Raw genomic sequence first — 25,320 nt, 5'->3', positions numbered from 1 at the left:
AGGATCGGACCATGGGCCCCAGCGTCATGTCGATTTTAGTCATACTTCAGCCGAAAATCAACATAAGCCTAGAGGCGCACTACGCGCTACGCGCTGCGGGCTGTCCGCTCCCGCGTGCGGGGACGGACCCGGGCCGCGGGAAGCGCGGGCGCCGGGACGGCAGGTCCGATCGTGTTCTCCAGCACCCCGATCCCCTCGACGCTCATCAGCACGACATCTCCCGTCTGAAGCGGAGCCGGGTCCAGTGAACCGCGGCGCCCCCACAGCTCGGCGAGACATCCGCCGTTGCCGGTGGTCCCCGACCCGAGGACATCGCCGGCGACCACCCGTGAGTTCCGCGATGCATAGGCGACCAGCTCGGGGAACGGCCATCCCATGTTCGACACCAGGTCGTGGCCGACGCTGTCGCCATTGACCTCGACCTCGGCGCGGATCGCGAGGAAGCCGTCGTCGTCGACGAAGGCGTCCAGTTCGTCCGCGGTCACGATCCACGGTCCGAGGCTCGTGCCGAAGTCCTTGCCCTTCGCCGGCCCCAGCCGCACCTTCATCTCGCGGGACTGCAGATCGCGCGCCGACCAGTCGTTCATGATCGTGTAGCCGAAGATCGCCTGCGCCGCCGCCTCGGCCGTGAAGTTCGAGCCGCCCTCTCCCCCGATGACGGCGGCGACTTCGAGCTCGAAGTCGAGCCGCTGGGTCTCCGGCGGCGCCAGTGTCTCCCCCGGACCGAGGACGGTGTGCGGGTTCGTGAAGTAGAACGTCGGCGCTTGATACCACTCGGGGACGACCTCGCTCTTGCCGTCGACCGACGCGCTCACCCCCTCCACGTGCTCCTCGAAGGCGACGAAATCCCGGATGGATGCGGGCACCAGCGGCGCGAGCAGGCGCACGGCGGCGAGCGCCTCGCCGCCCGCAACGGACGCGCGCTCGTGCAGTTCCGCGGCCGCGGCGAGGCCGCCGGCCAGCACGTCCGCGACGGCGAGCCCGTCTGGAAACGGGACGACCCGGTCGCCGATGACGAACCCTTCGCCGACGGCCCCCGCGCTCGTCCAGCGCGCCAACCTCACGACCGCACCGCCTGGGCGAGCAGTGCTGAGGCGTTCCCGCCGAGCACCGCGGCCTCGACCTGCTCCTCCAGTCGCGCGGAACGGACGAAGCCCACGGGGTCGTCCGGACCCATGTCGAACGGGAAGTCGCTGCCGAGCAGCACGCGCTCCGCTCCGACGACCTCGATCAGGTGGCGCAGACCGGCCGGATCGTGGACGACGGTGTCGAACCAGAGCCGGCGCAGATAGCTGGAGGGTGCGTCCACGCAGCCGTGCGCCTCCGGACGGACGCGCCACGCGTGGTCGGAGCGTCCGATCGCCGTCGGCAGGTAGCCTCCGCCGTGCGCGGCGACGAGCCGCAGACCGGGGTGTCGATCGAGAACCCCCGCGAAGATGAGGTGCGAGAGCGCCACCGCGTTCTCGACCGGCTGCCCGACGGTGTTGGAGAGGTAGAACCGGTCGAGCCGCTCATCCAGGCTGCATCCGAACGGGTGCAGGAAGACGATCGCTCCCAGCTCCTCCACCCGGGTCCAGAGCGGTTCGAGGCGGGGGTCCGAGAGCTCGACATCGCCGGCGAATGACGAGATCTCGATCCCGGCGAGGCCGCGCCCCAGCACGGCGTCGTCGACGAGCTCGAGGATCCGGGAGGGATGCTGGAGCGGGACGAGGCCGAGTCCGCTCAACCGGTCCGGCGCGCCGGCGACATGCTCGGCGATCAGGCGGTTGGCCTCCGACGCGATCCAGACCGCCAGCTGCTCCTCCGCCCATGGATAGAAGTGGCTCGGCGACGGGCTGACCCACTGCCGCTCGACCCCCTGCTCGTCCATGGCGGCGAGCCGCGCGCCCAGATCGGTGAGCCGCGGGAACCGCTCTCCGATCATCCGGCCGGACGCGGCCATACTCTCCGGCCCGTTGCGACGCGCTTCCAGCGCCTGGGCCTGGGCGAACGCCTCCGGTGCTCGACGCTCGACCTCCGCCTGCAGTGCGGGGAGCAGGAGGTGGGCGTGCACGTCCGTGATCGGCGCCCGCTGCTCGCCGCTCATGCCGGCTCCGCCATCCGGTGCGCGATACCGAAGATCAGGCCGGCGGCGTCCGCATCCCTGTCGCCGTCGATCTGCCATTGCCCGAGCTGGACGGATGCGTCGACGACGGCCTTGGCGCGTGGGAGTCGCCGGGCATGGAATTCGTCCCACAGCGCCTGGTCGAGGTGGTCGCGTTCGGTGAGCAGCTCGGTCAGCACGAGCGCATCCTCGAGGGCCTGCGCGGCCCCCTGCGCGATCGTGGGAGGGCAGCTGTGCGCGGCGTCGCCGATGATGACAGCGCGCCCGCGATTCCAGGGCGCGTCGACCAGGTGGGAGGTGAACCACGTGTAGTTGACCCGGGCGCCCGCCTCGAGGTCGCGACGGATCGCCTCCCACGGCCCCTGGTACGCCTGCGACTCGGCGATCATGATCCGGTTCGCCTCGGCGTCGTCCACGCCGAAGCGGTCCTCGGCCTTCTCGACCAGGAAGGCGTACATGGAGTCCTCGCCGGTGGGCGTGTAGCCCGCGATGTAGACCGGGCCTCCGTAGTACAGCTCGCTCCGGGTGACGTCGGCCGGCCGCGAGACCGAGGAGCGCCAGATACCCATTCCCGTCGGCCGGGGAGCAGTGTCGATCCCGATCAGCCCGCGCACGGTCGAGTTGAGGCCGTCGGCGCCGATCAGCAGGTCGAATCGGCCGGCCGATTCGCCGTCGACCAGCACCTCGACGGCCTGGCCGTCGTCCGACAGCCCGGTCACCTTCGACGCCCAGTGGATGCGGACGCCCACCTCTTCGGCGCGGTCCACCAGGATCCGCGCGAGATCCGGGCGGTACATGCCCATCCCGGCGGGGTAGTCCGGGCCGCCGGTCTTCACGTCGGGGAGTTCCGCGACGATCGGCGCCCCAGGGCCGGGTGCGCGAAGGTTCAGCCCCTCGAAGGGATACCCGGCGTCACGCACCGCCTCCCAGACGCCGAGCCTGTCGAACACCCGCAGGGCGTTGCCCTGGAGAGTGATCCCCGAGCCGAGAGCACTCAGCTCGGGCTTGGCCTCGAAGACGTCGACCTCTACGCCGGCCTTCGCCAGCTGGATGGCGGCCGCGAGTGCCGCGACGCCGCTCCCCGCTATGGCGACCTTGTTGACTGCGGTCATGTCAGAACCTCACTGTTCTCGTTCTCGTACCGGGCTCTGCGGAGATCAGAGCACCGCGATCGGGTTGATCGGCGACCCCACGGCGCCGGTGATGCGCAGCGGGGCAGCCGTGAGCAGGAATTCCCAGCGACCGCGCTCCGCGCACGCGGTGCTGAGACGCTCCAGATCCCAGAGCTCGCCGATCGTCAGTCCCATGTTGGGGATGGCGACCTGGTGCAGCGGCTGGAACGCGGGAACGTCGAACTCGTTCGGGCGCACTTCGAAGCCCCAGGTGTCGGTCGCGACGGCGGCGATCTCGGTCCTGTGCAGCCACCCTGCGGTCGTCAGGGAGAGGCCGGGAGCCGCGCCGCCCGCGTAGTCGCCCCAGCCGTCCCGCCGGGCGCGGGCGAGGTGGCCGGTGCGGACCAGGACGATGTCTCCGCGCCCGACGCGCGCCGTACCGCCCTGAGCGTCGATGCAGGACCGGAGGTCGGCGGCTGTGATCGCGTAGCCGTCCTCCAGCTCCCCCGTCTCCGGGCGCAGATGCCGGCCGACATCGAGCAGCACGCCGCGGGAGACGACGACGTCGGCCGCATGCTCGATGCCCGTGACCAGGTCTCCGTCACTCGTCACCACATCGCCCGCACGGCGTCCGTTCCACGCGAAGCCGTGGTCGAAGATGTGGCCGAGCCCGTCCCATTGCGTCGAGCACTGCAGGGGCATCGCGATCACGTCGTCCGCCCCGCCGAGACCGTGCGGGAACCCCTGGGTGCCGCGTTCCGCGTCCGTGCCGGTGTCGAGCATCGTGTGGACCGGGTTGGTCCGGCGGCGCCACCCCTTCTGCGGTCCATCCATGTCGAACGACTGGCTCAGCGACAGAGCGAGGCCGTCGCGCACGAGGCCGGCGGCCTCCCGTCGCTTGGACTCGTCGATGTAGTTGAGCGTGCCGAGCACGTCGTCGTCGCCCCAGCGCCCCCAGTTGCGGAACGCTTGTGCGCGCGCCGCGATCTCCGTCTCCGGGTCGTTCCGGTCGAGCAGGGCCGGGTCCTCCGCCGGCGCATCGGCGCGAACGTCGCTCATCGTGCTTCTCCTTCCGCGACACAGCGGACGACCTGCGTGCCCAGACCCTCGATACTGCCGGTCATCACGTCCCCGTCGCGCAGGAATCGCTTCCAGTGCTGCCCGTTGCCGGCAGGGCTGCCGGTGAGCAGCAGATCGCCGGGGAGCAGCGGCATGGTCTGTGAGGCGCCCGAGATGAGCGCTGGGATGTCGAACAGCAGATCGCTGGTGGAGGCGTCCTGCATCACCTGACCGTTCAAGTCGAGCCGCAGGTTCAGATCGGCCGGCTCGACGAACGGCGAGGGGACGAGGAAGGGACCGGTGGGGAGGAAGCCGGGCGCGTTCTTCGCCCGGTACCAGTCCGTCCCGATCTCCTTCATGTCCTTTCGGAAGACGAGGTCGCGGGTCGTGATGTCGTTGGCGATCGTGTATCCGGCGACGTGGGACAGGGCGTCCTCCCGGCTCACCCGGAAGGCGGGGGCGCCGATCACGACGACGAGTTCGAGCTCCCAGTCGTGCACCTCGCTGTATCCGGGGAGGACGAGCGGCACGTCGTCGCCGACGACGCACGCGGGCAGCCCGATGAAGAAGTACGGCTCGCCGTTCGCCTTGCGCTTGTCCATGAGGTCGGCGGCGAACGCTCGCGCCTCCTCCGGGGTGCGGGAGCCGTCCTGAGTCAAGCCTGCCGCCACGAGCTGGATGACGTGCTCACGGTAGTTGGCGCCGGTCTGCAGCACCTGGCGCGGCTCGACCGGCGCTCCGAGCGTGACCTCCTCGATGGGGCGCCACGGCCCGTCCGACGCCGCGAGCGCGCCGAGGCGATCCCAGTCGGGCGCCGCGAGGAAGTCGTTCAGCCCAGGTGCACCCAGGTCGTCCGCGTCGAGCGGGCGGATCCGCTCACCGGCGACCAGACCGAGACGCAGGGAATCCCCGTCGCGGAATCGTGCGAGCGCGAACGGGGCGGTGAGTCGGTTCGTCGTCATTGAGGTCCTTCTCCGATGGTGCAGATGGTGCGGGGCTGGTATCGGGGGCGGCCGCGTGGATGGAGTGGAGCGGCCGCCCCCGGGTGGGGGTCGCGTCAGCCGCGTCCTTCCTTGGCGTACGGGTTGAGCAGCGCGTCCTTGATCTCGTCCGGAACGCCCTCCTCCGTCGCGCTGGGGCCGTCGGCGGGCGGGAACGATTCGGTCATCGACATGGGCATGGCGCCGTTGCGGTAAAAGTTGTTTGATCCGAGCGACGGCTTCCAGGTGTTCGGCTCCCAGTCGGGGACGTAGTTGCGGTAGCCGCCGGTGTTCAGCTCGATGCGGAGGGTGGACGGCTCGCGGTAGTAGAGGAAGTTCTGCTCGCCGATGCCGTGGATGGAGGGACCGTACTCGATCGGGATGCCGTTCTCCATGAGGACGTCTGCCGCGATGAGCAGCTCCTCACGGGTGTCCACCCAGAACGCATAGTGGTTGACGCGGCCGGCGCGGCTGGAGCCGTCGAGCACGACGCCCAGGTCGTGCGACTTCTCGTTCGTAGTGAGGACGGAGAACACCGAGATCGGCGCCTCGTCCAGCACGGTGCGGGCCATGATGCGGAAGCCGAGCACGTCGTTGTACCACTTCGCGAACGCGTCGACGTCGCTGGTGGCGATCGTCACGTGGTCGAGCTGCCGAGGAGCACCTGCCACCGGGCTGCGCTTCTCCGGGCGGTCGGGATAGATGGAGGCAACGTGTCCAGGCGCCTGGTGGCGCATGACGTCCCAGTGCAGGGTCATGCTGTGACCCCACGGCCCCGTGAAGCGGTAGGCGCGACCGATCTGGTGCACGTCGACCCATTCGCCGTCGATGCCGGCCGCCTCGATGCGACGTGCGGCCTCCTCGAGCGCCTCGGCGCTGGAGGTCCGCCAGGCCATGGTCTCGAGCGACGGCTCGTCGCCGGGCACCACCACGACGGAGTACGCGTAGTAATCGCCCCAGCAGCGGAGGTACACGCGGCCATCGACCCGGTCGACGACGGTGAGACCCACCTGGTTGACGTAGAACTCCACCGATGCTTCGACGTCCGGCGTCGTGATCGCCACGTACGAGAGATGGGAGAGAAGCTTGATCATCTTCGATCCTTTCCGAGAGGGCGACTGTTCAGCCCTGGCTCTCTACTATTCGTGGACGGGTGGGTATCAGGGAAGCGCATATTGCCTATCCCCGGGATCGGACTGATTTATGTCCTCGCGTCGACCGCTCGCCCGGCGAGGAGCGCCCCCGCGAGCGCCGCATCGGCCCTCAGTGCGTCGAGTTCGTCTCGGGGGACGCCGCTCTCGACGGCATCGACGGCACGTCGCAGAGCGACACGCTCGGCGCGTTCGAAGCGCTCCGGCGCGCGGAGCCGGCCTTCGCGCGTGAGCGTGTCGACGGTGATCCGGCTCGCCGCGAGATCGACCCCGATCTCGCTGCGCACGACCCCCAGCACGGTGATGCGCAGCATCCCGCCGTCCGCGGCTCCGCGCTGCGCGACCCACCCGATGCTGACCGGCGAGTCGTCGGCCGCGCGTAGCGAGGCGAGGCCGGCGCCGGCGGTCGCGTGAGATTCGTCGAGCCGGATGTCGCTCGCAGCGAGGGCACGCACCCACCCGATGGCGTCGACCAGCATCGCCGGTAGTTCGGTCGCCGCTGCGACGCATTCCACGACGATGGCGGTGTGGGGCGAACCGCCGCGTCCTGCGAGGACGTCCTCCAGCACGTCGGGACGGAGCCAGCGGCGCTGCACGATGACCGAGCGGCCTGCGCCGCCTTCGATGCCCTCTGTCTCGGCACTCCCGAGGATCACGGCCTCGGCCCGTGGCGCCGCGGAGCGGGTCGACGGGGGCGCGCCGTCGCCCACGACCACGATGCGGGCGTTGTCCGCAGAATGCGCGTGCCGGGTCCGCGCGGGCAGTTCGGCGATCGCGGCACGGTAGCCGCGGTCCGCAGCGAAGACCGCGATCCTGGAGTCGCTCATGCCGCCCCTCCCGACCGAACGAGGTCGCTGGCCGCGTCGGCGAGTTCGATCGCATAGTGCGCGTCGGCGCGGATGTCGTCGTATTCCACCGGATCCGTCCCGTCGACCAGCCGCGCGAACGCCTGCCACTCGGCCACGTAGCCGTCCTGATCGTCGTGCCGGTACTCCGTCAGGCGGCCGTTGTGGTCCCGGACGGTGACGGCGGCACTGCCGGCGTGGACGAAGGCGGGCGGGAAGTCGACGTCGACGCGGTCGCCGTCTGTCGTGATGGTCAACCGCCACAGCGCGTCGTGGCCGTCGGGCAGCATCGTCAGCACGAGCTGCACGATGACACCGCTGGCCACGAACCCCACCGAGTAGCCGATGGGAGGAGCGAGTCGGGCGTACAGCACGCGCTCGATCCGAGGCGCGAGGTCCCGAACGGCCGGCATGTCGTGGACCGCGAGGCCGGTGAGCAACTGGCGGAGGACGGCGGCCGCGACCACCGGGTCGGCCAGGTCCGGGCGTCCGCGGTCGGGAGACGGGAACGGTCCGGCGTCCGACACCACGTCGTGGTACCGGTAGTTGGGCGGAAGGGCCAGCGTGAGCGCGACGCTCTGCACCGCACCGGAGCCGGCGGTCAGATGATGGGTGGCCCGGCCCCACGCGGCGTCGTGCAGGTGGTTCGTCCCCACCAACAAGGGGATGCCCGCACTGCGGCACGCGTCGACCACGATGTCCACATCCGCGTGTTGCGTGGCGAGCGGCTTCTCGCAGAAGATTCCCCTGACGCCTGCGGCGACCGCCGCGCGGATCTGGCGCGCATGCTGATCGGGGGGCGACACCAGTGCGACGACCTCCACCGCCGGGTCGGCGAGCGCCTTCTCGATGTCCACGGAACTGCGGGCGCCCCAGAGGGCGGCCAGTTCGGCTGCACGGCCGCTTCCGCTGTCGGTGATGTGGACCAGCGTGAACAGGTCCTCGAGCGCACCCAGTGTCGGGATGTGCAGAGCGCCCGCTCCCGGGCCTGCGCCGATGACGGCGACCCCGTATGGCATCATTGCCTCCATTTTGTCGTTATTATGCCAAAGTCCGAGGCTTCTCGTCCATAGTGGGCGCCGGTCGCCGCTTTTCGCTGTGCCTTGTGTCAGAATTAACCATGGCCACAGGATCAGCGCTGCGCTTCGGCGCACAGACGGACGAGGTCACGAGCCTCCTGCGGATCGTCAATCTCGTCCGCACGGGCGAGGCGGACACCCGCCCCGAGATCGGCCGCGTCACCGGCCTCGGCCGCGGCGTGGTGACCCAGCGCGTCGAAGCCGCGATCGACATGGGGTTCCTGGCGGAGGGGGACGTCGGCCCCTCCTCGGGAGGGCGGGCACCGCGCACGCTGCGGTTCCGCTCCGACCAGGCCGTCATCCTCGTCTGCGCCCTGGGCGCGCTCCACATCCGGGTCGGCCTGTCCGATCTCGACGGCAACATCCTCGCCTCCGACCACCGCCCCTGGGACATCGCGAAGGGCCCGGAGGCCACGCTCGCCGCCGCGACGGCGATGCTCGACACCCTGCTGGCCAACGGGGGCGACCCCGAGATCTGGGCCGCCAGCGTCGGCGTACCCGGCCCCGTCGACTTCGAGACGGGCACGCCCGTCGCCCCGCCGATCATGCCCGGCTGGAACGGCTTCGACCTCCGAGGGGTCTTCCAGGAGAAGTACGCCGTGCCCACCTGGGTGGATAACGACGTCAACCTGCTGGCCCTCACCGAGCGGCGGCATCGGAAGGACGAGACCGTCGACCTGATCTACTGCAAGGTCGGCACGGGGATCGGCGCCGGGCTGGTGTCGAAGGGCCGCATCCATCGGGGGGCCAATGGGGCCGCGGGTGACATCGGCCATGTGCGCGTCCACGACTCGGTGACGGTGTGCCGCTGCGGCAAGGTCGGGTGCCTGGAGGCGGAGGCCGGCGGCTGGGCCGTCGTCCGCGACGCGCAGCAGGCGATCGACGACGGCGCCTCCGGCATCCTCGCTTCGCGCGTCCGGGAGGGCGCCGACCTCACTCCCGAGGAGATCTCGATCGCAGCCATGGACGGCGACGCTCTCGCCATCTCGCTCGTCCAGAAGTCCGCGCGACTGGTGGGCGAGTCCATCGCCGCACTGGTCAACATGTTCAATCCCAGCGTGATCGTCATCGGCGGCGCCATGTCGTCGGCGGGAGAGGTCTTCCTCGCCGAGGTGCGCCAGCGGGTCTACGAGCTGTCCCTCCCGCTGGCCACGCGCGATCTCAGCATCGTCCGCTCCATCGGCGATGAGGACGAGCCGCTGCTCGGCGGCGCCGAGCTCGCGATCGAGCAGTTGTTCGAGACGACCTTCCCGCGCTGGTTCGCGGACGGACGCCCGACGGTCGAGGGCATCCACCTCGCGGCCTGATTACTTCTTCCGCTTTTCTGCTTAAGTCGGTAGCTTTAGCGCTTATGACCCTTCACATCCTTCGGGATGATGCGCTCACCGTCGACGCAGACCGGTTCGAGCTCCGCATCTCGCTGCCCTGGATCCGCTCCCTGCCCGTCTCGAGCCTGCACGACGTCTCGGTGACGATCGACGGAGAGCACACTCCTTCCGCACCACGGTTGGGCGACTCCACGTCCTGGTGGTTCATCCAGGACCGGGTCGTGGTCGACGGCGCGCATTCCCTCGACGACGGCGCGCACGACGTCGAGGTCTCCTTCGACCTCGTCATCCCCTACCTCCCCGCGGGCCCGGACCGGCCGTTGACGCTGCCGTTCCGGGAACGTCGCGAGCTCCGCCCAGGAACCCGGGTCGCCTCCGTCTCGAAGGACGTCGCATGAACGCCGCGCTGCCGACGGGATGGACGCTGAGCGCGAGCGTCTTCAACTGGACGCCGGAGATCATCGACGCAGAGCGCGATGCCGCCGAGATCGCCCTGGACGTCGTCCGCAGCGGCGTCGCCGACACGATCGAGCTCGAACTCGGGCAGCTGTGGCGCTCCTTCCCCGTCCTGGCCGGCGAGGAACTCGACGCGTTCCGCTCCGAACTGGAGAGCGCAGGCGGCCGGGTCAGCATCGTCGGCGCCAACATCGACGACTGGGCCTCACCGACGCGGCGCCGGGATGACGACGAACGCTACGGCTTCCTGCTGCCGCAGCTGCAGGCTGCTGCCAGGCTGGGAGCGACCGGAGCCCGGCTTCCGATCGGTCAGGCGGGCACGGCGCTGCTCCAGCGCATCCGGCCGGTCCTCGATGACCTCGACCTCACCCTCTACGAGGAGATCCAGGGGCAGCAGCATCCCGGATCGGCCTCCGCCCCCGCCATCGATGCCATCGCGGAGTTCGACGACCCCCGCATCCGCCTCCTCATCGACATCAGCATGCTGATGCCGAGCCTGCCGCCCAGCTACCTGCGCCGACTCGCGGTCGCGGGGGTTCCCTCGCAACTCCTCGACGCGCTCGCAAAGAACTGGCGCGAACCGGAGACGGCCGACGAGGTCGTCGCATACCTGCGGTCCGGCGCGGTGCCGCCCGACGTGCATACCCTCTACATGAACCTGCTCATCCGGTTCGGCCGCTCCACCGTCGACGACCTACGGCCGGTGCTCCCGCTGACCGGAGGCTTCCACCTCAAGTTCTGGGATCTCGACGACGGCGACTCCCGAGTCTCCGCGCCGATCCGTCAGCTCGGCACCGCGCTCGCGGGCACCGGGTTCACCGGGACGTTCTGCAGCGAATGGGGCGGCCACGAGTGGCTCGACGACGAATCGCCGAGCGACATCACCCGCCGCCAGCTCGCGCTGGCGGACCGCGCCCTGCAGGCCGGGGTCGCGGCCGCCTGAACCGCGCCCCTACCTGGTCGAGAAGGCCGCGTCGAAAGCGGCCTCGGACGGCTCGTAGGTCGACAGGCGACGGACGAACTCGAGCGCCTCCGGAGCACCGACGAGCCGGTTCATCCCCGCGTCCTCCCACTCGACCGAGAGCGGACCCGCGTAGCCGATCGCGTTGAGCATGCGGAACGCGTTCTCCCAGGGCACGTCGCCGTGACCGGTCGAGATGAAGTCCCAGCCGCGGCGCGGATCGGCCCACGGCAGGTGCGACGACAGCCGGCCGTTTCGGCCGTTGCCGAGGCGCTTCTTCGTGTCCTTGCAGTGCACGTGGTAGATCCGATCCTGGAAGTCCCAGAGGAAGGCGACAGGGTCGATGTCCTGCCACACCATGTGGGACGGGTCCCAGTTCAGCCCGAACGACTCGCGGTGGCCGATCGCCTCGAGTGCCCGGACGGTCGTCCAGTAGTCGTAGGCGATCTCGGACGGATGCACCTCATGAGCGAAGCGGACGCCCTCCTCCTCGAACACGTCGAGGATCGGGTTCCACCGGTCGGCGAAGTCCTGGTACCCGCGTTCGACCATCGCGTCGGACGCCGGCGGGAACATCGCCACGTACTTCCAGATGGACGATCCGGTGAAGCCGGTGACCGTCTTCACGCCGAGCTTCGCTGCGAGGCGGGCGGTGTTCTTCAGCTCCTCGGCCGCACGCTGCCGCACGCCCTCCGGTTCGCCGTCGCCCCAGACCGAATCCGGAAGGATGTCGCGGTGCCGCTCGTCGATGGGGTCGTCGCAGACGGCCTGCCCCTTCAGGTGATTGGAGATCGTCCAGACCTTCAGGCCGTTGCGCTCCAGCACATCCAACTTGCCCTGCACGTAGGCGTCGTCGTCCCAGCGCGCCGGGTCGAGGTGATCGCCCCAGCAGGCGATCTCCAGTCCGTCGTATCCCCATTCGCCGGCGAGCCGGGCGACCTCCTCGAACGGAAGGTCGGCCCACTGGCCCGTGAAGAGTGTGATCGGTCGTGCCATCGTCGTTCCTCTCTTATGCGCGTGCCGGGACGGCGTCGTCCACCCGCACCCATGCCGAATCGTTCGCCGCGCTGTCCTCGACCGCGGCCAGCACCCGTTGTACCCGCAGACCCTCCGCGAAGCTCGGGTCCGGATCGGTGCCCTGCACGATCGCCGTGACGAAGTCGACCACCTGGTGCGAGAACCCGTGCTCATAGCCGAGCATGTGGCCGGCGGGCCACCACGCCGACACGTACGGATGCTCGGGCTCGGTCACGAGGATGTCGGTGAAGCCCTGCAGCTCCGCCGGGGCCGTGCGGTCGTAGTGCCGGAGCTCGTTGAGACGCTCCAGGTCGAACGCCAGGGCGCCCCTCTCCCCCGAGACCTCGATCGTCAGGGAGTTCTTGCGCCCGGTGGCGAACCGCGTCGCCTCGAACGATGTCAGCGCGCCATTGGCGAGCCGGCCGGTGAAGACGGCGACGTCGTCCACGGTCACCTCCCCGTACTCGTGGGACGCCGTCCCGCCCAGGCCCGCGCGCTCGGCCAGGATGGGCCGCTGCTTCACGATCGTGTCCACCGTTCCCGAGATGGCCGTGACGTCGAGGCCGGTGACGAACTGGGTCATGTCGATGATGTGTGCGCCGATGTCCCCGAGCGCGCCCGACCCGGCGTGCTCCTTCTGCAGCCGCCAGGCCAGCGGAACGTCCGGGTCGACGAGCCAGTCCTGGCGGTACGCGGCGCGCACCTGGCGGACCTCGCCGATGAGCCCCCGCGCGATGAGGTCGTGCATGAGGGTGACCGCCGGGACGCGACGATAGGTGAACCCGACCATCGACCGGATGCCGTCCGCGACGGCCCGTTCGGCAGCCTCGGCCATCGCCTCGGCCTCGTCGACCGTGTTCGCGAGCGGCTTCTCGCACAGCACGTGCTTGCCCTCCCCGAGCGCGGCGATCGCGATCTCGGCGTGCGAGTCGCCGGGGGTCACGATGTCGACGATGTCGATGTCGTCGCGGGCGATCACCTCGCGCCAGTCGGTGGCCGCCTCCGCCCATCCCCACCGGGCTGCGGCGTCGGCGACCGCGTCCGCGTTGCGCCCGACGACGACGGCCATCTCCACGTCGTCCGGGAGGTCGAACACCCGGGGCGCCTGCCGCCAGCCGACCGAATGGGCGGCCCCCATGAAGCCGTATCCGATCATGGCGACGCGCAGGGTCACGACAGCACGACCTCTCGCTCCACCGGAACGCGGTTCGTGACGTAGCGGCCGGGGCCGCCGTCCGTGCCGGGCATGATCTGCATGTAGAGGAGACGCATCGTCAGCACGACCTCGACCGTGAGCTCCTCGCCCGCCTGCGGGTCGTGGCCGAGCCGGATCACCACGTCGGGCCGATCGGCGACGAACCACAAGGTCTCGGACTGCTCGGGCAGCTCCTCGATGCGGTAGCTGCGGCCGTTCAGCTCGAAGCGCAGATCGTCCCGAGGGATCGGGACGCCGTTCACGGTCGCGGCGACATCGTCGACGGCCGACAGCCACAGGCTGCGGTACCAGGGGAGCTGCACCGAGACGGCGATGCCGTCGTCCGTACGGCGGACATCCTTCTCAGAGAAGAGGGAGTTGTGCGTTGCCATGTTCTGAATCCCTTACTTGAACGTGTCGGTGAAGGTCGGGTGCGCGACCGGGGGCACCGGCTCGAGCGTCTGAACGGTGCTCGGGCTGTACGGGTGGTTCTCGGTCGGCACGGGTTCGTCGGCCGGCGGCATGAACACCGGCTTGCCGTCGTCGCCGAAGTACATGAGATCGAGATCGAAGGCGGCCTGGTTCTTCTCGCCGAAGCTCACCCAGTTCTCCTCGAAAGGCGCCCGTGCGAGCTCGTAGCAGCGGAACTTCCAGATCTTCCACTCGCCGTCCTGGCGGAGGAAGTCGATCGCGTACTTGCACCAGACCCAGTGGGCCCACACCTTCTTGCCCTGTACCTCGCCGGGCGAGTACATGAAATCCGGGCTGTTCTTGGCGACCTCCGGGTCGGTGAGACCCGACTCCGTCCCCGCCATCAACCAGACGCCCTTGGCGGTCTCGCCATCCGCGGCCACTTCGATCACCGGCGTGGTGGTGGCGTGCAGGATGAGCTTGCCGACGGGCGCCGGCCGGCCCCGGTGGTAGCGGATGACACTCTCGTACGTCGTGTACTGGCCGGCGTTGGTGTACCGGGCACGGATTCCTTCCGTCCCCTCCTTCACCCAGAGCGGGATGATCTGCTCGTCCTGGAACGCGTTGTGCAGGTACATGTAACGGCTGAACAGGTTCTCGATCTCGCCGCGGTCGGCGGCACGACGGGCGAGGTCCTGCGCAGCAGCGACCTCGCCGCGGAGGCGCGCGACCTCCGCGACGAGGTCCGACAGGGTGGCTTCGGCGGTGGTGTCTGACATCTTCTGGACTCCGTCCGTATCAGGCCGAGGGCACGCCGCTGGTCACGGCGTCCTCGATGGTCCGGCGCATCAGGGCGTGCTGCTTCTTGACGAGGTCGATCGGGTCGGACTCCCCCAGGTCGGAGAAGGCGTGGCCCTCCCACTCGCTGGAGAGGTACCCCGTGTAGCCGCCCTCGACGAACTGCCGCACGATGCGCGGGATGTCCATCGCCGGCTCCTGACCCTCCGCGTCGATGTCGTAGAACTTGGCGTGCACGTGGAAGATCTGCGGCATGATGTCCAGCCACTCCTCCGGTGGCACCAGCCCGTGCATGTTGAAGGCGAGCCGCGTGAACGGTCCGAACCGGGTCGGGTCGACTCCCTCGCCGCGCAGGTAGTCCTCGAACTTCTGGTTGCGCACATGCATCGGCGTCGGCTCATGCCAGATCTCGTCCATGACGGGGAAGTGCTTCTCGTCGAGTCCCATCTGGCCGAGGGTGCGCAGCAGGGTCGGCGAAAGGCTGTGCATGGTGGAACTGAAGTCGGCGGTGAAGCCGAGCCGGTCGCTCCCCAGCTCCTCATACACCTCGCGGATGCCGACGACGGTCGGGTCGTTGGGGCCGGAGGGCGCGTGGATCTCGTAGCCGAGCTTCTGGTCGTACTTCTCCGCGAGGGGCAACAGCCGCCGCAGCAGCTCCTTGCCGGCCGAGCGGATGACGATCTTCCGGAAGCCCAGGGCGTTGGCCGTCGCGAGCTGCCGGGCGAGGAAGTCGAACTCCTCGTCCGGTGTCATGTCACGATCCTTGCGGCGCCCCATGTCGAGGTTCGTACCCACGGCGCTCGGCTCCAGCCCGTACTTCTCGGTGCTGTCGCGCCAGAGGCGGACGAAGTCCTCGTCCACGTCCGGGTAGGTGCGCAGCATCTGGGCGATGTTGAACTCGATCCCCGGGCCGAGGCCCTCGTCGTGGACCGCCTTGATGAGTGTCTCGGGTGTGTAGAGCCCGGCCGCGAATTCCGAGGTCAGGGAGTAGAGGGTGATGCCGAGCTTGATGCCCGTTCCGGCGATGCCGTTCTCTTCGGTCATGGGGTGGCTCCTTTCAGGCCTGTACGGGCTGGGCGAGGTGGGCGGCGAGCTGGGCGCGCGCCTCATCGGCATCCACGATCATCCGGGAGCCGGCGGACTCTGCGGCCGAACGCTGCACGGCCTGCTCGCCGGCGATGATGTCGAACGGGCTCTGCCAGTAGTTCCAGTGCCAGCCCTCGTACTCGCTGGAGATCGCGCCGTCGTAACCGTTCTCCACCAGAAGTCGGATGAGGTCGCGGACGGGCACGGACGGCTCCTCGCCGTTCTCGTCGATGCCGAAGAACTTGCCGTGCACGTGGCGGATCCACGGCATGATCTCGAGCCAGTCGTCCACCCGGGCGGGCCCGAACAGGCCGGTGCCGTTGATGGCCATGTCCACACCCAGATCGGGCCGGCCGTTCTGCGCGGCCAGCGCGATGAACGCTCCGAACCGCTGGCCGTGATCGGCCTGATCGGCCGGCGGGCCGGCCCGGTAGAAGTCGTTCCACAGGTCCACGACGCGGGTGAGCAGCTCCTCGGAGGCGCCCCGACGGCGGTACGCCTCGATCAGCGATGGCGCGAAGCCGGACGTCGTCGCACCCCAGTCCGCGGTGAAGCCGAGGTACGGCGATCCGACCTTCTCGTAGCGGTCGCGCAGGGCGAGGATCCGCGGGTGAGACGCGTACTGGTCGGCGTGGACCTCGAGCGCGAGCGTGACGCCGAACTTCTCCGCGATGGGCGCCAGCCGCTCCATCGAGTCCGGCTCGATCGAGATCTGCACGCGTGCGATCGGGAAGCCCAGTCGGGCGGCCGCCTCGATCTGCAGGGTCATGTAGTCGACGAGCTCGTCCTGGTTCAGCAGCCGGTCGCGGTGGATGCCGATGTCGGCGTTGATCGCGAGCGAGGTCTGCACCAGCCCGGTCTCGGCGACGAGGTCGCGGAACCAGCCGACGTACGAGTCGTCGAGGGCCGGGAACCCTCGGAAGCTGGAGAACCCGATGATCTCGAGTCCGGGGCCGTAGCCGTCGGAAGCGACCTTTCGGATCAGCTGCTCGAGGTCGTACTCCCGCCCGTGGAACGCGCGGGTGAAGCTGTAGAGGGTGACCCCCTGGATCGGCTTGCCGAGCTCGCTCATGCCGCCACCGCCTTCATGGTCTTGCTGTCGTGCTCCTCGATGCGGAGCACCTGGTCGTTGTCGATGATGATGTAGGGGATGTAGAGCTTGAGCTCCACCTCCACCGTGTGCTCGGCTCCCGGTTCGTCGACCGGGATGTCGCCGGAGACGACGGCGGAGTCGAGGGGGAACCACCACTCCTCGGTGTCGTCCGCCAGGTCCGGCAGACGGAACGTCTTGCCGTTCATCTCCCAGCGGATCGAGTCGGCCGGCGCCGGGATGCCGTCGACCGCGAGCGACACGTCCGAGATGCACGAGGCGGGCAGGGCCCGATACCAGGGGATGCGCACCTCCACGGCGGCGCGGGCGCCCTGCGTCTTCAGCGTTCCCTGCTCGATGATGCGATCCGGGATCATGCGTGAACCTCCTTGTCGTGGGTGCGCTCGCGCGCATCCGTGTTCTCAGTGATGTCTTTCGCGATGCTGCGAGCACCGCGCACGGCCAGGGCCACGCTCGTCAACGTCGGATTGCAGGCCATCGGCGTCGGGATGACTCCGTTGCCTGCGACGAAGACGCGGGGCGCGATCCACACCTCGCTGTCCGGGCTGCACACGCTCGTGCCATCGTCGGTCGCGCCCATCCGCACGCTGCCCTGGTAGTGCAGCGACGAGCCGAGCGGGAGGGTGAACGGTTCGGAGCCGATGGGGTCTCCGACGGCCTCGGCGAGGCGGACGATCTCGGCGCGCGCGCCCGCGATGGCCCGGCGGTCGGCGTCGGTGAGCCGATAGTGGATGCGCATGGCCGGCATCCCGTAGGAGTCGACTTCGTCGTCGGCGAAGGCGACGCGGTCGTCCCACTGCAGGTCCTTCGCGCAGAACAGCCCGAGTCCGACGATGGACCCGGGGACGACGGGATCGTCGTCGGCCAGCGGGATCGGGGACGCATCGAGCTGCATGACCTGTCCGTGGTACGGCACATCGTCGGTGTACGGCACCCAGCTGACACCGCTCTGCTCGCGCAGCGTGCCGGACTCGGCGACGTCGACCCCGGGCGGAGGAGCGACATCGCGGAGCCGGGAGGCGTAGACCACCTGGGTCTGATCGTTGAGCATCCGGCCGAGCGCGTCCGGACGGATGCCGGAGGCGTAGAGCACCTGCGGCGTGCGCAGCGCGTCGGCCGCCACGACGACGTAGCGGGCGGCGACGCTGTGCACCTCTCCGGTCCGCAGGTCCTTCACCTCGACGCCTGCAGCCTCGCCGCCCTCCAGGAGCACGCAGGTGACGAGCGACTCGTCGAACAGCGTGAAGTTGCGGTTGGCGCGGGTCTCGTCGCCGAAGACGACGTCCGAGCCGGACCACACCAGGCGGCCGTCCTCCCGGCGGTGGACGGCGAGCGGCATCCGCTGGACGCGCTCTGCCGCGCTCCGGCCGTGGTCGACCACGGCGGCGAGGAGGTCGCGCACCAGCTGCGAGTAGGGCGCGCCGTCGAAGGCGTCGGTGGTGACGCCGAGCACACGGCGGGAGTCCTCGAGGAGGTCGTCGAATCCGGGCACGAAGTCGGGGCGCTCCTTGCCGCCCGGCGCGGGGCAGGCGCCCGTCCAGTGCACGCCCATCCCTCCGACGTTGCTGGAGAAAGCCGCGACGGGCAGGCCGTCCTCGCCCTCCGCCTGGTAGCCGTCCTGCAACAGATACGTGCCGGGCCTGCCCGCGCGCGTGCCGGCCGTGACGGCCCCCGGGGAGTCCACGGTGGCCGCTCCGGCGCCCGGTCCCTCCGAGCGCTCCTGCGCGAGGGCACGCTGCCGCACGTCCTCGATGTTCTTCACGTGCGCACCGGGCGGGTTGGAGACCGTCGGGCCCACCTCGAACATGGCGATCGTCGCCTCGGGCGCCTCCTCGGAGAGGATGCGCGCGTAGGCGGCGCCGGTGGGTCCGCTGCCGACGATCACGACGTCGACGGCGTCCGGGTAGCGGCGATCGTCGGTCATGCCGAGACCAGCCTGCGGATGTACTCGACGGAGGCGGCGGACTCGGTCGTCGGGTAGTACTCGAGCCCGATCGGGCCGTCGTATCCCGACTCGCGGAGGATCCCGAGGGCCTCCTCCCAGTCGATGGCGCCCGTCCCCGGTTCGCCGCGGCCGGGGGCGTCCGCGATCTGGACGTACCGCACGAGGTCGCCCGCGTTGGCGAGCTCCGCCCGGACGTCCTCACCCTCGACCGTCGAGTGGTACAGGTCGTACAGGATGCCGAAGAAGGGCGAGTCGACGGCGCGCGCGACGTACGCGGACTCGGCCGTCCGGTCCAGCAGGGAGCCGGGGTGGTCGACGCGGATGTTGACCGCCTCCAGCACCAGGGTGATGCCTGACCCCTCGATCTGGGCGACGGCCTTCTGGTAGATCTCGACCAGCTTGTCGAGCTGGACCTGCCGCTTCCACCCGCCGAACCCGGTGCCGCTGCCCACGACGATGCGCGGGCAGTCCAGTTCGTTCGCGATGGCGACGCCCTCGTCGAGCTTGCGGTAGAACTCCGAGTGGTCCCACGGCGGGATCATGAACTGGGTGCGCGGTTCGGCCAGCTGTGCGGTGAGCACCGTGTCGGTCTCCTGCAGCGCCGCCTTCAGCGCCGGAAGGTCCTTCGGCTTCGCTGGGGCGTCGACACCGGTCGGCCCCCACATCTCGACCGCGGTGAATCCCGCCGCGGCGGCAGCGCGCACGCGGTCCTGGTAGTCGCCCGCCTCGGTGAAGAGCAGTTCGATGTTGGGTGCGAGTTGGTACATGGCTTCCTCCGGATCGGGGACGGGCGGTATGGTGCGGGCGTCGGCGGCGCTCATCCTTTGAGTCCGCCGGCGAAGCCCTGGATGAAGCGCTTCTGCGCGAACAGGTAGAAGAGCAGGATCGGGACCATCGAGATGATGACGATGGCGAAGATGGAGTTCCACTTCGAGACCAGTGCGCCGATGAAGAAGTACATCGACACCGGAAGCGTCTGGTTCGCGGAGCCGCCCAGGAAGATCAGCGCGGTGAAGAAGTCGTTCCAGACGATCAGCCCGGCGAGGATGGCGACGGTGCCGGTGGCAGGCGACATCAGCGGGAGCACGATCCGGAAGAAGATCTGCGTCCGGCTCGCGCCGTCGATCGCGGCCGCCTCCTCGTACTCCGTGCCGAGGCCGCGGAAGAAGCCGGCGTACAGGAAGATCGCGAGCGGCAGCAGCATCCCCGAGTAGAGGATGATCATGCCCCAGATCGTGCCGGTGAGGCCGATCGAACGGGCGCCGATGTAGAGGGGGACCGTTCCCAGCTGGGTCGGCAGCACGATCGCGATGAGGAAGAGATAGTAGATCCCGCGGCTCCACCGCCGGGTGCTGCGCGAGATGACGTACCCGGTGAGCGATCCGAGCAGCACCAGGATGAGCACGGCGCCGGCCGTCATGATGACGCTGTTCATCAGGCCGACCAGGATGTTCGACGGGCCCTGCCCGGAGAGCGCGGCCCCGAAGCTGTCGAACGTCGGACTCTTCGGCCAGGCCAGCGGCGAGGTCGAGTAGAGCTCGCCGTCCGGCTTGAGAGAGGTGGCGACCAAGAAGTAGAAGGGCAGCAGGAAGACGATCGCGACGATCCAGAGGCCGATCTCGCGGAACAGGGTGAGCTTGGTGTACCGGAACACGTCAGGACTCCTCGGGCCGGGCGTTCGTCAGACGCTGCTGGATGATGGCGAAAATTAGGATGATGACGGTCAGCAGGAGCGCGAGCGCGGCGCCGTAGCCGAAATTGCCGAGCGAGAAGGCCTGCTTGTAGACCTGGGTGGCCAGGGTCTCCGTGGCGCCGGAGGGCCCGCCGGCGGTGAGCGCCATGATCTGATCGAAGATCCTCAACCCGTTCACGAGCCCGAGCGTGGTGGCGATGGCGACCGATGGGCGGATGGCAGGGAGCACGATGCTGCGGAACCGCTGCCACAGGCCGGCTCCGTCGATGGCCGCCGCCTCCTCGACCTCGATCGGGACGGACGCCAGGCCGGCCAGGTAGATGACCATCGCGAAGCCGGTCTGCTGCCAGACGATCACGATGAGGATGGCCCAGATGGCGAAGTTCGGATCGCCGAGCCACGCCTTTGCCATCGAGCCGAGCCCGGCGGACTTCAGCACCGCGTTGATCGGCCCGTTGAAGTCGAAGATGAACTTCCAGATGTAGGCCGTCGCCAGCGGGCTCAGCACGACCGGCATGAAGAAGAGGACGCGGAGGGTGTAGCGGGTCTTGACCAGCCGGTTCACGCCGAGAGCCAGCACGAGGCCGGCGACGTTCGAGAGGATGACGGACGCGAAGGCGAGGAACAGCGTGTTCCAGAGAGCGCCGATCTTGCTCGGGTCCTGGAAGATCTTGACGAAGTTGTCGAGTCCGATCCACTGGAACGCGCCGATGCCGGTCCAATTCGTGAAGGCGAAGAAGCCGCCGACCGTCGTCGCGACGTAGTGGATGGCGAGGACGAGGAGGACGCCGGGGATCGCCCACCACCAGTAGCCGAAGCTGAGATTGCCGCCCTTGCGCGGCTGGGCGTCGGTCCGTCGCCCGCGCCTGGTGCGCTTGGGGACGATCAGCTCCTCGGATTCCGAGTAGAGGGTGGTGGTGCTCATGGTGTCCTCGAGTTCTCACATCGTCGTCATCGTCGTGCGGAGAGGGCGGGCCGCCCGTGCCGCGCGGGCACGGGCGGCCGCTCGATCACTGGCCCCAGGCCGAATCCATCGACTTCAGGACGTCGTCGACCGTCTTCTGACCGGTCAGCAGGCCCTGCACGCCCGAGCCGAGTGCGTCATAGACGTTCGAGTTCGGCCAGGACGAGTTCGGCAGCGGGATGTAGCTCTTGTCCTTGACGATCTGGGAGACCGGCTCGAACACCGTGCCGGCGAAGTCGCTCGAGGTCGGCGGCATCCCCCCGCCCGCCTTCGCGAAGGTCGACTGACCCTTCTCGGTGGCGGTCCAATCGACGAACTTCTTGGCCGCGTCGGCGTTCTTCGTGTTCTTCGCGATCGAGATGGCGTAGTCGGCTCCGGCGATGCCGTAAGCCTTGCCGCCGGACGCCGGGGGCACCGGCTGGATCAGGAAGTCCTGGTCCTTGGCGTTCTGCTTCAGGTCGGCCGCCGCGCCGCTCGGGATGAAGGCGGCGACGGAGGTGCCCTGGATGATGCCCTGCGTGATGGCGTCGAAGCCGCCGCCCTCGACACCCGGCTGGAAGCATCCGGCCTTGTTCATGTCGACGATGTCGTTCAGCGTGTCCTTCCACCCGGCGGTGCCGGCGAAGGTCGTCTTGTCGGCGGCGCGGTCCTCGTTCCACTTCGGGTTCTCCGCGTAGACGCGGGTGGCAGAGATGCTGAGGGCCATCAGGCCGGTGTTGGGCGGAGCGGCACCGGCGAGCGCGTAGAGCGACTTGCCCTTGCCCTTCAGCTCCTTGCAGGTGGAGATCAGGTCGGCCCAGGTCTTCGGGTAGTCGACGCCGGCCGCCTTGGAGGCCGTCTCGTTGCTGACGGCTCCGACGAAGGTCATGCCGAGCGCAGAGCCGTAGGTCTTGCCGTCGACGATGAACTGGGAGTCGGACCCTTCGGGGATCACCTTGGTCGCGGAGTCGGAGAGCGGCATCAGCAGGCCGGCCTTGGCCAGCGTGAGGATGCTGTAGGTCTGCCCGACACCGGGCGCGGCCTGGAAGACGTCGGACGAGTTGCCGGCGTTGAGCTGGGTGGTGAGAGTCTGGCCGTAGGTGTCGTTCGGAACCTCGTTGTACGTGATCTTCACGTCCGGGTTCTCTTTCATGTACTCCTCGGCGAGCGCCTTGTACGGCGCGGTGACGGCGCTGTTGGTGACGGCGTAGGAGAGGGAGAAGCTCTGCGAACCGGAGCTGCTGGTGCCGCCGGAGCCGGAGCATCCGGCGAGGACGAGGGCTCCTGCGGTCGCGAAGGCCACCAGGCCCGCTCGGGCGACGCGGGAGCGACGGTGCTGTGTCATGTTGAGCCTTTCTGACTTCGTTGTCTGCGACTCGTCGGGTAAGCGACGTCGCTGTCCGGACCAGTATCACGCAGTTATGTCGGAAACGCACATAACTCTTTCGGATAGACGACATAACCGGGACTGCGGCAGTCGAAAGCCGCGGAATGGCGGAGCATGGACGTGCATAACGATCAGCTATGCAATCCGCGAATGCCATCGGCGAGCCTTATACTCTGGGCAATACTGGCTTCGCCCGAAAGGTCACATGGACGTGTCCGATCAGTCCCCGCTGTACCGCCTCGACTTGAACCTGCTCGTCTCCCTCGACGCGCTCCTGACCGAGCGCAGCGTCACACGCGCCGCGGAGCGACTGCACCTCAGCCAACCGGCCCTCAGCGCTTCGCTCTCGCGCCTGCGCACCCACTTCAACGACCCGATCCTGGCCCGCCGCGGCAACACGTACGAGCTCACCCCCTTCGCGATCCGTCTCACCGACCACACGACGACGGCGCTGGAGGCGGCCCGGCGGGTCTTCGAGAGCCAGGCGACCTGGGCCCCGACCGAGTCGACACGTGAGTTCGCGATCTACGGCTCCGACTACGGATTCGTCACCATCGGCCGGATCGTCTCCGACCTCGCCGCGCAGCGTGCTCCGGGCGTCCGGTTCCGGTTCATGCTGCACAACCCGACCATCGTCGAGGACGCCGCGACTCGGCTGCGTTCGGTGGACGGGATGGTCATCCCCCACGGCCACGTCACCGACCTGCCGTTCCTGGACCTCTGGCATGACCAGTGGATCGCGATCGTGTCCGAGCACAACGACACCGTCGCGGACGAGCTGACCATGGAGGCCATGTCCGAGCTCCCGTGGGTCATGACGTATCAGTCGCGCTCGGCCTACACGTCCGCCGCCCGCCAGGTGCAGCAGCTCGGCGTGGAGCCGCGCATCGAGGTCGTCGTCGAGAGCTTCCTCGCCGTGGCCCACTTCGTGGCCGGGAGCCGCCGGATCGGTCTGGTGCAGGCAGCCCTCGCCCCGGCCGTGCTCGCCGTCGGCGGCGTGCGCATCGTGCGCTTCCCCTTCGAGCCGACGCCTCTCACCAACGCGCTGTGGTGGCACCCCGTCCACACCCAGGATCCCGAGCACGCGTGGATGCGTGGCCTCTTCGAAGAGGCCGGCCGGGTGGTGGAGGACGACGTCCGCGCCACCACCCGGGACGACGTGGCCTAGACCGAGGCGAGCGCCGCACGCATGCTCGCGCGGATGAGGTCGTGCTGCTTACGCACGAGCACCAGCGGGTCGACCTCGCCGATCTCGGCGAAGGCATGGCCCTCCCACTCGCTCGACCAGTAGCCGCGGTAGCCGCCCTCGACGAAGACGCGCGTGAGCTCCGGGTAGTCGATCGCCGGCTCCTGCCCGCTCTCATCGATGTCGTAGAACTTGGCGTGGACGTGCAGGATCTGCGGCATGATGTCGGCCCATTCGGTCGGCGCGACATGCCCGTGCATGTTGAACGCGAGATGAGCGAACGCGCCGAGACGCCCCGGGTCGAAGTCGCGGCCTTTCAGGTAGCCGATGAACTCCTCCTGACGCTCGCGCATGGATGCGTCGGTCGCCCAGATCGACTGCAACCGATCGATCGCCTCGTCGTCGAGCCCGGCTCGCCGAACCGCCCGCAGCAGGGTCGGCGACATGCTGTGCATCGTCGACGAGAAGTCGGCCACGAAACCGAGCAGCGGCGAGTCGAGCTCGGCGTACACGTCACGGACCGCGAGGATCTCGGGCGAGTTCGGCCCCAGCGGCGCGTGGATCTCGTACGCCAGCTTCAGCTCGAGCTCCTCGGCGATCGGCAGCAGGCGACGCAGCAGCTCGGGCTTCGCGCTCTGGATGCGCACAAGTGGGAAGCCGAGCTTCTTCGCCCCCCGGAAGAGGGTCTCGCTGAACGCGAACTCTTCGTCCGGCGTCATGTCGCGGTCGCGGCGCCGGCCCATGTCGAGGTTGGCGCCGAACGAGCTCGCCTCGAACCCGTGACGGTCGAACGCCGCGCGCCAGGTCGCGACAAACGCGTCCGAGACGACGGGGTACGTCGGCAGCACCTGGGAGGCGACGATCTCGATGCCCGGCCCGATGCCGAGCTCGGCGACGCGGTCGAGCAGGCCGTCGAAGTCGAACCATCCGGCCCGGAACTCCGCGCTGGCCGAGTACAGCGTGAGGCCGAGCTTGAACGGGTCCTCCTCGGCGGCGGCAGGCGGCGCCGCGATCCCGGTCTCGAGGACGGGCGGCTCGGCATCCCGGTCGGTCGCCGTGAGCGTCAGCGCTTGGTGCACGACGTTCGGGACGTACAGGCCGGGCCCACCGTCGTCGCCCGGCTTGATCTGCATGTACGGCAGTCGCAGTTCCCCGTACACGTCGATCTCGTGCGTCTCGCCGAGCCGGACTGCGGGGTCGCGGCGGACGACGAGAAGGGGATGCGCTTGCAGGTACCAGAGCGTCTCGGACTGCTCCTTCAGCTCCGCGATGCTGTAGTGCACGCCGCCCAGCTCGAAGGCGACGTCCTCCTCCGGCACCGGCACGCCGTCCACGGAGAGCCGGATCCTGGTCACCGACGAGAGCCAGAGGCTGCGGTACCAGGGAATGGTGAGGGCGAGTGCGAAACCATCCGGGTGCACCCGGAGTGCGGCGTCGTCGATGAGTCCGTTGGGCATGGTGCCTCCTGATGGT

Annotated in this window: 25 protein-coding genes; 4 read left to right on the top strand and 21 right to left on the bottom strand. The window is 69.0% G+C overall.

The genetic code is table 11. The annotated features are described in order from the left end of the window. Positions 1-86: 86 nt before the first annotated feature. The 8 genes from ABIC47_RS12205 to ABIC47_RS12170 all read right to left on the bottom strand — a co-directional run bounded on the left by ABIC47_RS12205 (position 87) and on the right by ABIC47_RS12170 (position 8,273). Positions 87-1,064, bottom strand: coding sequence for a fumarylacetoacetate hydrolase family protein (locus ABIC47_RS12205; RefSeq protein WP_354480710.1), 978 nt, complete (start codon positions 1,062-1,064; stop codon positions 87-89). Beyond that, positions 1,061-2,086 carry an amidohydrolase family protein gene (locus tag ABIC47_RS12200; protein WP_354480709.1) on the bottom strand — a complete coding sequence of 342 codons (1,026 nt, stop codon included), beginning with the start codon at positions 2,084-2,086 and terminating at the stop codon, positions 1,061-1,063. Before ABIC47_RS12200 ends, ABIC47_RS12205 begins: the two co-directional genes overlap by 4 nt. Continuing rightward, complete coding sequence (locus ABIC47_RS12195; protein ID WP_354480708.1) at positions 2,083-3,216, bottom strand: FAD-dependent monooxygenase; 1,134 nt, start codon at positions 3,214-3,216, stop codon at positions 2,083-2,085. Before ABIC47_RS12195 ends, ABIC47_RS12200 begins: the two co-directional genes overlap by 4 nt. A 45-nt stretch (positions 3,217-3,261) precedes the next feature. Then, positions 3,262-4,275, bottom strand: a complete 1,014-nt coding sequence (locus ABIC47_RS12190) for a cyclase family protein (RefSeq protein WP_354480706.1) — start codon at positions 4,273-4,275, stop codon at positions 3,262-3,264. Next, positions 4,272-5,237, bottom strand: a complete 966-nt coding sequence (locus ABIC47_RS12185; RefSeq protein ID WP_354480704.1) for a fumarylacetoacetate hydrolase family protein — start codon at positions 5,235-5,237, stop codon at positions 4,272-4,274. Before ABIC47_RS12185 ends, ABIC47_RS12190 begins: the two co-directional genes overlap by 4 nt. 95 nt (positions 5,238-5,332) lie before the next feature. Further along, positions 5,333-6,349: a VOC family protein gene (locus tag ABIC47_RS12180; protein ID WP_354480702.1), complete on the bottom strand. Its 1,017-nt coding sequence runs from the start codon at positions 6,347-6,349 to the stop codon at positions 5,333-5,335. A 107-nt stretch (positions 6,350-6,456) separates the two neighbouring features. Beyond that, positions 6,457-7,233, bottom strand: a complete 777-nt coding sequence (locus ABIC47_RS12175; protein WP_354480700.1) for a hypothetical protein — start codon at positions 7,231-7,233, stop codon at positions 6,457-6,459. Then, positions 7,230-8,273: a Gfo/Idh/MocA family oxidoreductase gene (locus tag ABIC47_RS12170; RefSeq protein WP_354480699.1), complete on the bottom strand. Its 1,044-nt coding sequence runs from the start codon at positions 8,271-8,273 to the stop codon at positions 7,230-7,232. Before ABIC47_RS12170 ends, ABIC47_RS12175 begins: the two co-directional genes overlap by 4 nt. 98 nt (positions 8,274-8,371) lie before the next feature. Between ABIC47_RS12170 and ABIC47_RS12165 the strand changes: the two genes are divergently transcribed. The 3 genes from ABIC47_RS12165 to ABIC47_RS12155 are packed head-to-tail and all read left to right on the top strand — an operon-like array spanning position 8,372 to position 11,057. Continuing rightward, complete coding sequence (locus ABIC47_RS12165) at positions 8,372-9,637, top strand: ROK family protein (RefSeq protein ID WP_354480697.1); 1,266 nt, start codon at positions 8,372-8,374, stop codon at positions 9,635-9,637. Between the two features lie 44 nt (positions 9,638-9,681). Further along, the gene (locus ABIC47_RS12160; RefSeq protein WP_354480695.1) at positions 9,682-10,056 is read left to right on the top strand and encodes a hypothetical protein; all 375 of its coding nucleotides are present in this window, start codon (positions 9,682-9,684) and stop codon (positions 10,054-10,056) included. Then, positions 10,053-11,057, top strand: coding sequence for an apurinic/apyrimidinic endonuclease family protein (locus tag ABIC47_RS12155; protein WP_354480694.1), 1,005 nt, complete (start codon positions 10,053-10,055; stop codon positions 11,055-11,057). The genes ABIC47_RS12160 and ABIC47_RS12155 overlap by 4 nt, the downstream gene beginning before the upstream one ends. A gap of 9 nt (positions 11,058-11,066) precedes the next feature. Here ABIC47_RS12155 and ABIC47_RS12150 read toward each other — a convergent pair whose 3' ends face one another. The 12 genes from ABIC47_RS12150 to ABIC47_RS12095 all read right to left on the bottom strand — a co-directional run bounded on the left by ABIC47_RS12150 (position 11,067) and on the right by ABIC47_RS12095 (position 22,619). After that, positions 11,067-12,071 carry a sugar phosphate isomerase/epimerase family protein gene (locus tag ABIC47_RS12150; protein WP_354480692.1) on the bottom strand — a complete coding sequence of 335 codons (1,005 nt, stop codon included), beginning with the start codon at positions 12,069-12,071 and terminating at the stop codon, positions 11,067-11,069. A gap of 13 nt (positions 12,072-12,084) precedes the next feature. After that, complete coding sequence (locus ABIC47_RS12145) at positions 12,085-13,248, bottom strand: Gfo/Idh/MocA family protein (RefSeq protein ID WP_354480880.1); 1,164 nt, start codon at positions 13,246-13,248, stop codon at positions 12,085-12,087. A gap of 14 nt (positions 13,249-13,262) precedes the next feature. Continuing rightward, a complete protein-coding gene (locus tag ABIC47_RS12140; RefSeq protein ID WP_354480690.1) occupies positions 13,263-13,679 on the bottom strand; it encodes a C-glycoside deglycosidase beta subunit domain-containing protein in 417 nt (138 codons plus the stop codon). Positions 13,680-13,691: 12 nt separating this feature from the next. Beyond that, on the bottom strand, positions 13,692-14,477 hold the full coding sequence (locus ABIC47_RS12135) for a nuclear transport factor 2 family protein (protein WP_354480688.1): 786 nt from the start codon (positions 14,475-14,477) through the stop codon (positions 13,692-13,694). 19 nt (positions 14,478-14,496) lie between these two features. After that, complete coding sequence (locus ABIC47_RS12130; protein ID WP_354480686.1) at positions 14,497-15,540, bottom strand: sugar phosphate isomerase/epimerase family protein; 1,044 nt, start codon at positions 15,538-15,540, stop codon at positions 14,497-14,499. 13 nt (positions 15,541-15,553) lie between these two features. Then, complete coding sequence (locus ABIC47_RS12125; protein WP_354480685.1) at positions 15,554-16,654, bottom strand: sugar phosphate isomerase/epimerase family protein; 1,101 nt, start codon at positions 16,652-16,654, stop codon at positions 15,554-15,556. Beyond that, the gene (locus ABIC47_RS12120) at positions 16,651-17,049 is read right to left on the bottom strand and encodes a C-glycoside deglycosidase beta subunit domain-containing protein (protein ID WP_354480684.1); all 399 of its coding nucleotides are present in this window, start codon (positions 17,047-17,049) and stop codon (positions 16,651-16,653) included. The genes ABIC47_RS12125 and ABIC47_RS12120 overlap by 4 nt, the downstream gene beginning before the upstream one ends. After that, complete coding sequence (gene carA / locus ABIC47_RS12115) at positions 17,046-18,617, bottom strand: c-glycoside 3-oxidase CarA (RefSeq protein WP_354480682.1); 1,572 nt, start codon at positions 18,615-18,617, stop codon at positions 17,046-17,048. The genes ABIC47_RS12120 and carA overlap by 4 nt, the downstream gene beginning before the upstream one ends. Then, positions 18,614-19,405: a TIM barrel protein gene (locus ABIC47_RS12110; protein ID WP_354480878.1), complete on the bottom strand. Its 792-nt coding sequence runs from the start codon at positions 19,403-19,405 to the stop codon at positions 18,614-18,616. The genes carA and ABIC47_RS12110 overlap by 4 nt, the downstream gene beginning before the upstream one ends. Positions 19,406-19,455: 50 nt before the next feature. Next, positions 19,456-20,292, bottom strand: coding sequence for a carbohydrate ABC transporter permease (locus tag ABIC47_RS12105; RefSeq protein WP_354480680.1), 837 nt, complete (start codon positions 20,290-20,292; stop codon positions 19,456-19,458). Between the two features lies 1 nt (position 20,293). Beyond that, positions 20,294-21,256, bottom strand: coding sequence for a carbohydrate ABC transporter permease (locus ABIC47_RS12100; RefSeq protein ID WP_354480678.1), 963 nt, complete (start codon positions 21,254-21,256; stop codon positions 20,294-20,296). 85 nt (positions 21,257-21,341) lie between these two features. After that, positions 21,342-22,619 (bottom strand): ABC transporter substrate-binding protein, encoded by a 1,278-nt coding sequence (locus tag ABIC47_RS12095; protein WP_354480676.1) that lies wholly within the window; start codon positions 22,617-22,619, stop codon positions 21,342-21,344. A 253-nt stretch (positions 22,620-22,872) separates the two neighbouring features. Here ABIC47_RS12095 and ABIC47_RS12090 point away from each other — a divergent pair, with 253 nt between their 5' ends. Beyond that, entirely contained in the window at positions 22,873-23,829 is a 957-nt protein-coding gene (locus ABIC47_RS12090) for a LysR family transcriptional regulator (RefSeq protein WP_354480675.1), read from the top strand. Here the strand turns inward: ABIC47_RS12090 and ABIC47_RS12085 are convergent. Next, positions 23,826-25,304: a C-glycoside deglycosidase beta subunit domain-containing protein gene (locus ABIC47_RS12085; protein WP_354480673.1), complete on the bottom strand. Its 1,479-nt coding sequence runs from the start codon at positions 25,302-25,304 to the stop codon at positions 23,826-23,828. The genes ABIC47_RS12090 and ABIC47_RS12085 overlap by 4 nt on opposite strands. Positions 25,305-25,320: the final 16 nt, after the last annotated feature.

This window comes from Leifsonia sp. 563 (assembly GCF_040545055.1).
Classification (GTDB): domain Bacteria; phylum Actinomycetota; class Actinomycetes; order Actinomycetales; family Microbacteriaceae; genus Leifsonia.
Note: the sequence above shows the minus strand (reverse complement) of the source record. Positions and strands in the feature narration are given on the sequence as shown.

Bases quoted from the DNA above. Each gene is read 5' to 3' on its own strand.
- ABIC47_RS12200 (WP_354480709.1), bottom strand. From the start codon at position 2,086: ATGAGCGGCGAGCAGCGGGCGCCGATCACGGACGTGCACGCCCACCTC.
- ABIC47_RS12195 (WP_354480708.1), bottom strand. From the start codon at position 3,216: ATGACCGCAGTCAACAAGGTCGCCATAGCGGGGAGCGGCGTCGCGGCA.
- ABIC47_RS12190 (WP_354480706.1), bottom strand. From the start codon at position 4,275: ATGAGCGACGTTCGCGCCGATGCGCCGGCGGAGGACCCGGCCCTGCTC.
- ABIC47_RS12185 (WP_354480704.1), bottom strand. From the start codon at position 5,237: ATGACGACGAACCGACTCACCGCCCCGTTCGCGCTCGCACGATTCCGC.
- ABIC47_RS12180 (WP_354480702.1), bottom strand. From the start codon at position 6,349: ATGATCAAGCTTCTCTCCCATCTCTCGTACGTGGCGATCACGACGCCG.
- ABIC47_RS12175 (WP_354480700.1), bottom strand. From the start codon at position 7,233: ATGAGCGACTCCAGGATCGCGGTCTTCGCTGCGGACCGCGGCTACCGT.
- ABIC47_RS12170 (WP_354480699.1), bottom strand. From the start codon at position 8,273: ATGATGCCATACGGGGTCGCCGTCATCGGCGCAGGCCCGGGAGCGGGC.
- ABIC47_RS12165 (WP_354480697.1), top strand. From the start codon at position 8,372: ATGGCCACAGGATCAGCGCTGCGCTTCGGCGCACAGACGGACGAGGTC.
- ABIC47_RS12160 (WP_354480695.1), top strand. From the start codon at position 9,682: ATGACCCTTCACATCCTTCGGGATGATGCGCTCACCGTCGACGCAGAC.
- ABIC47_RS12155 (WP_354480694.1), top strand. From the start codon at position 10,053: ATGAACGCCGCGCTGCCGACGGGATGGACGCTGAGCGCGAGCGTCTTC.
- ABIC47_RS12150 (WP_354480692.1), bottom strand. From the start codon at position 12,071: ATGGCACGACCGATCACACTCTTCACGGGCCAGTGGGCCGACCTTCCG.
- ABIC47_RS12145 (WP_354480880.1), bottom strand. From the start codon at position 13,248: ATGATCGGATACGGCTTCATGGGGGCCGCCCATTCGGTCGGCTGGCGG.
- ABIC47_RS12140 (WP_354480690.1), bottom strand. From the start codon at position 13,679: ATGGCAACGCACAACTCCCTCTTCTCTGAGAAGGATGTCCGCCGTACG.
- ABIC47_RS12135 (WP_354480688.1), bottom strand. From the start codon at position 14,477: ATGTCAGACACCACCGCCGAAGCCACCCTGTCGGACCTCGTCGCGGAG.
- ABIC47_RS12130 (WP_354480686.1), bottom strand. From the start codon at position 15,540: ATGACCGAAGAGAACGGCATCGCCGGAACGGGCATCAAGCTCGGCATC.
- ABIC47_RS12125 (WP_354480685.1), bottom strand. From the start codon at position 16,654: ATGAGCGAGCTCGGCAAGCCGATCCAGGGGGTCACCCTCTACAGCTTC.
- ABIC47_RS12120 (WP_354480684.1), bottom strand. From the start codon at position 17,049: ATGATCCCGGATCGCATCATCGAGCAGGGAACGCTGAAGACGCAGGGC.
- carA (WP_354480682.1), bottom strand. From the start codon at position 18,617: ATGACCGACGATCGCCGCTACCCGGACGCCGTCGACGTCGTGATCGTC.
- ABIC47_RS12110 (WP_354480878.1), bottom strand. From the start codon at position 19,405: ATGTACCAACTCGCACCCAACATCGAACTGCTCTTCACCGAGGCGGGC.
- ABIC47_RS12100 (WP_354480678.1), bottom strand. From the start codon at position 21,256: ATGAGCACCACCACCCTCTACTCGGAATCCGAGGAGCTGATCGTCCCC.
- ABIC47_RS12095 (WP_354480676.1), bottom strand. From the start codon at position 22,619: ATGACACAGCACCGTCGCTCCCGCGTCGCCCGAGCGGGCCTGGTGGCC.
- ABIC47_RS12085 (WP_354480673.1), bottom strand. From the start codon at position 25,304: ATGCCCAACGGACTCATCGACGACGCCGCACTCCGGGTGCACCCGGAT.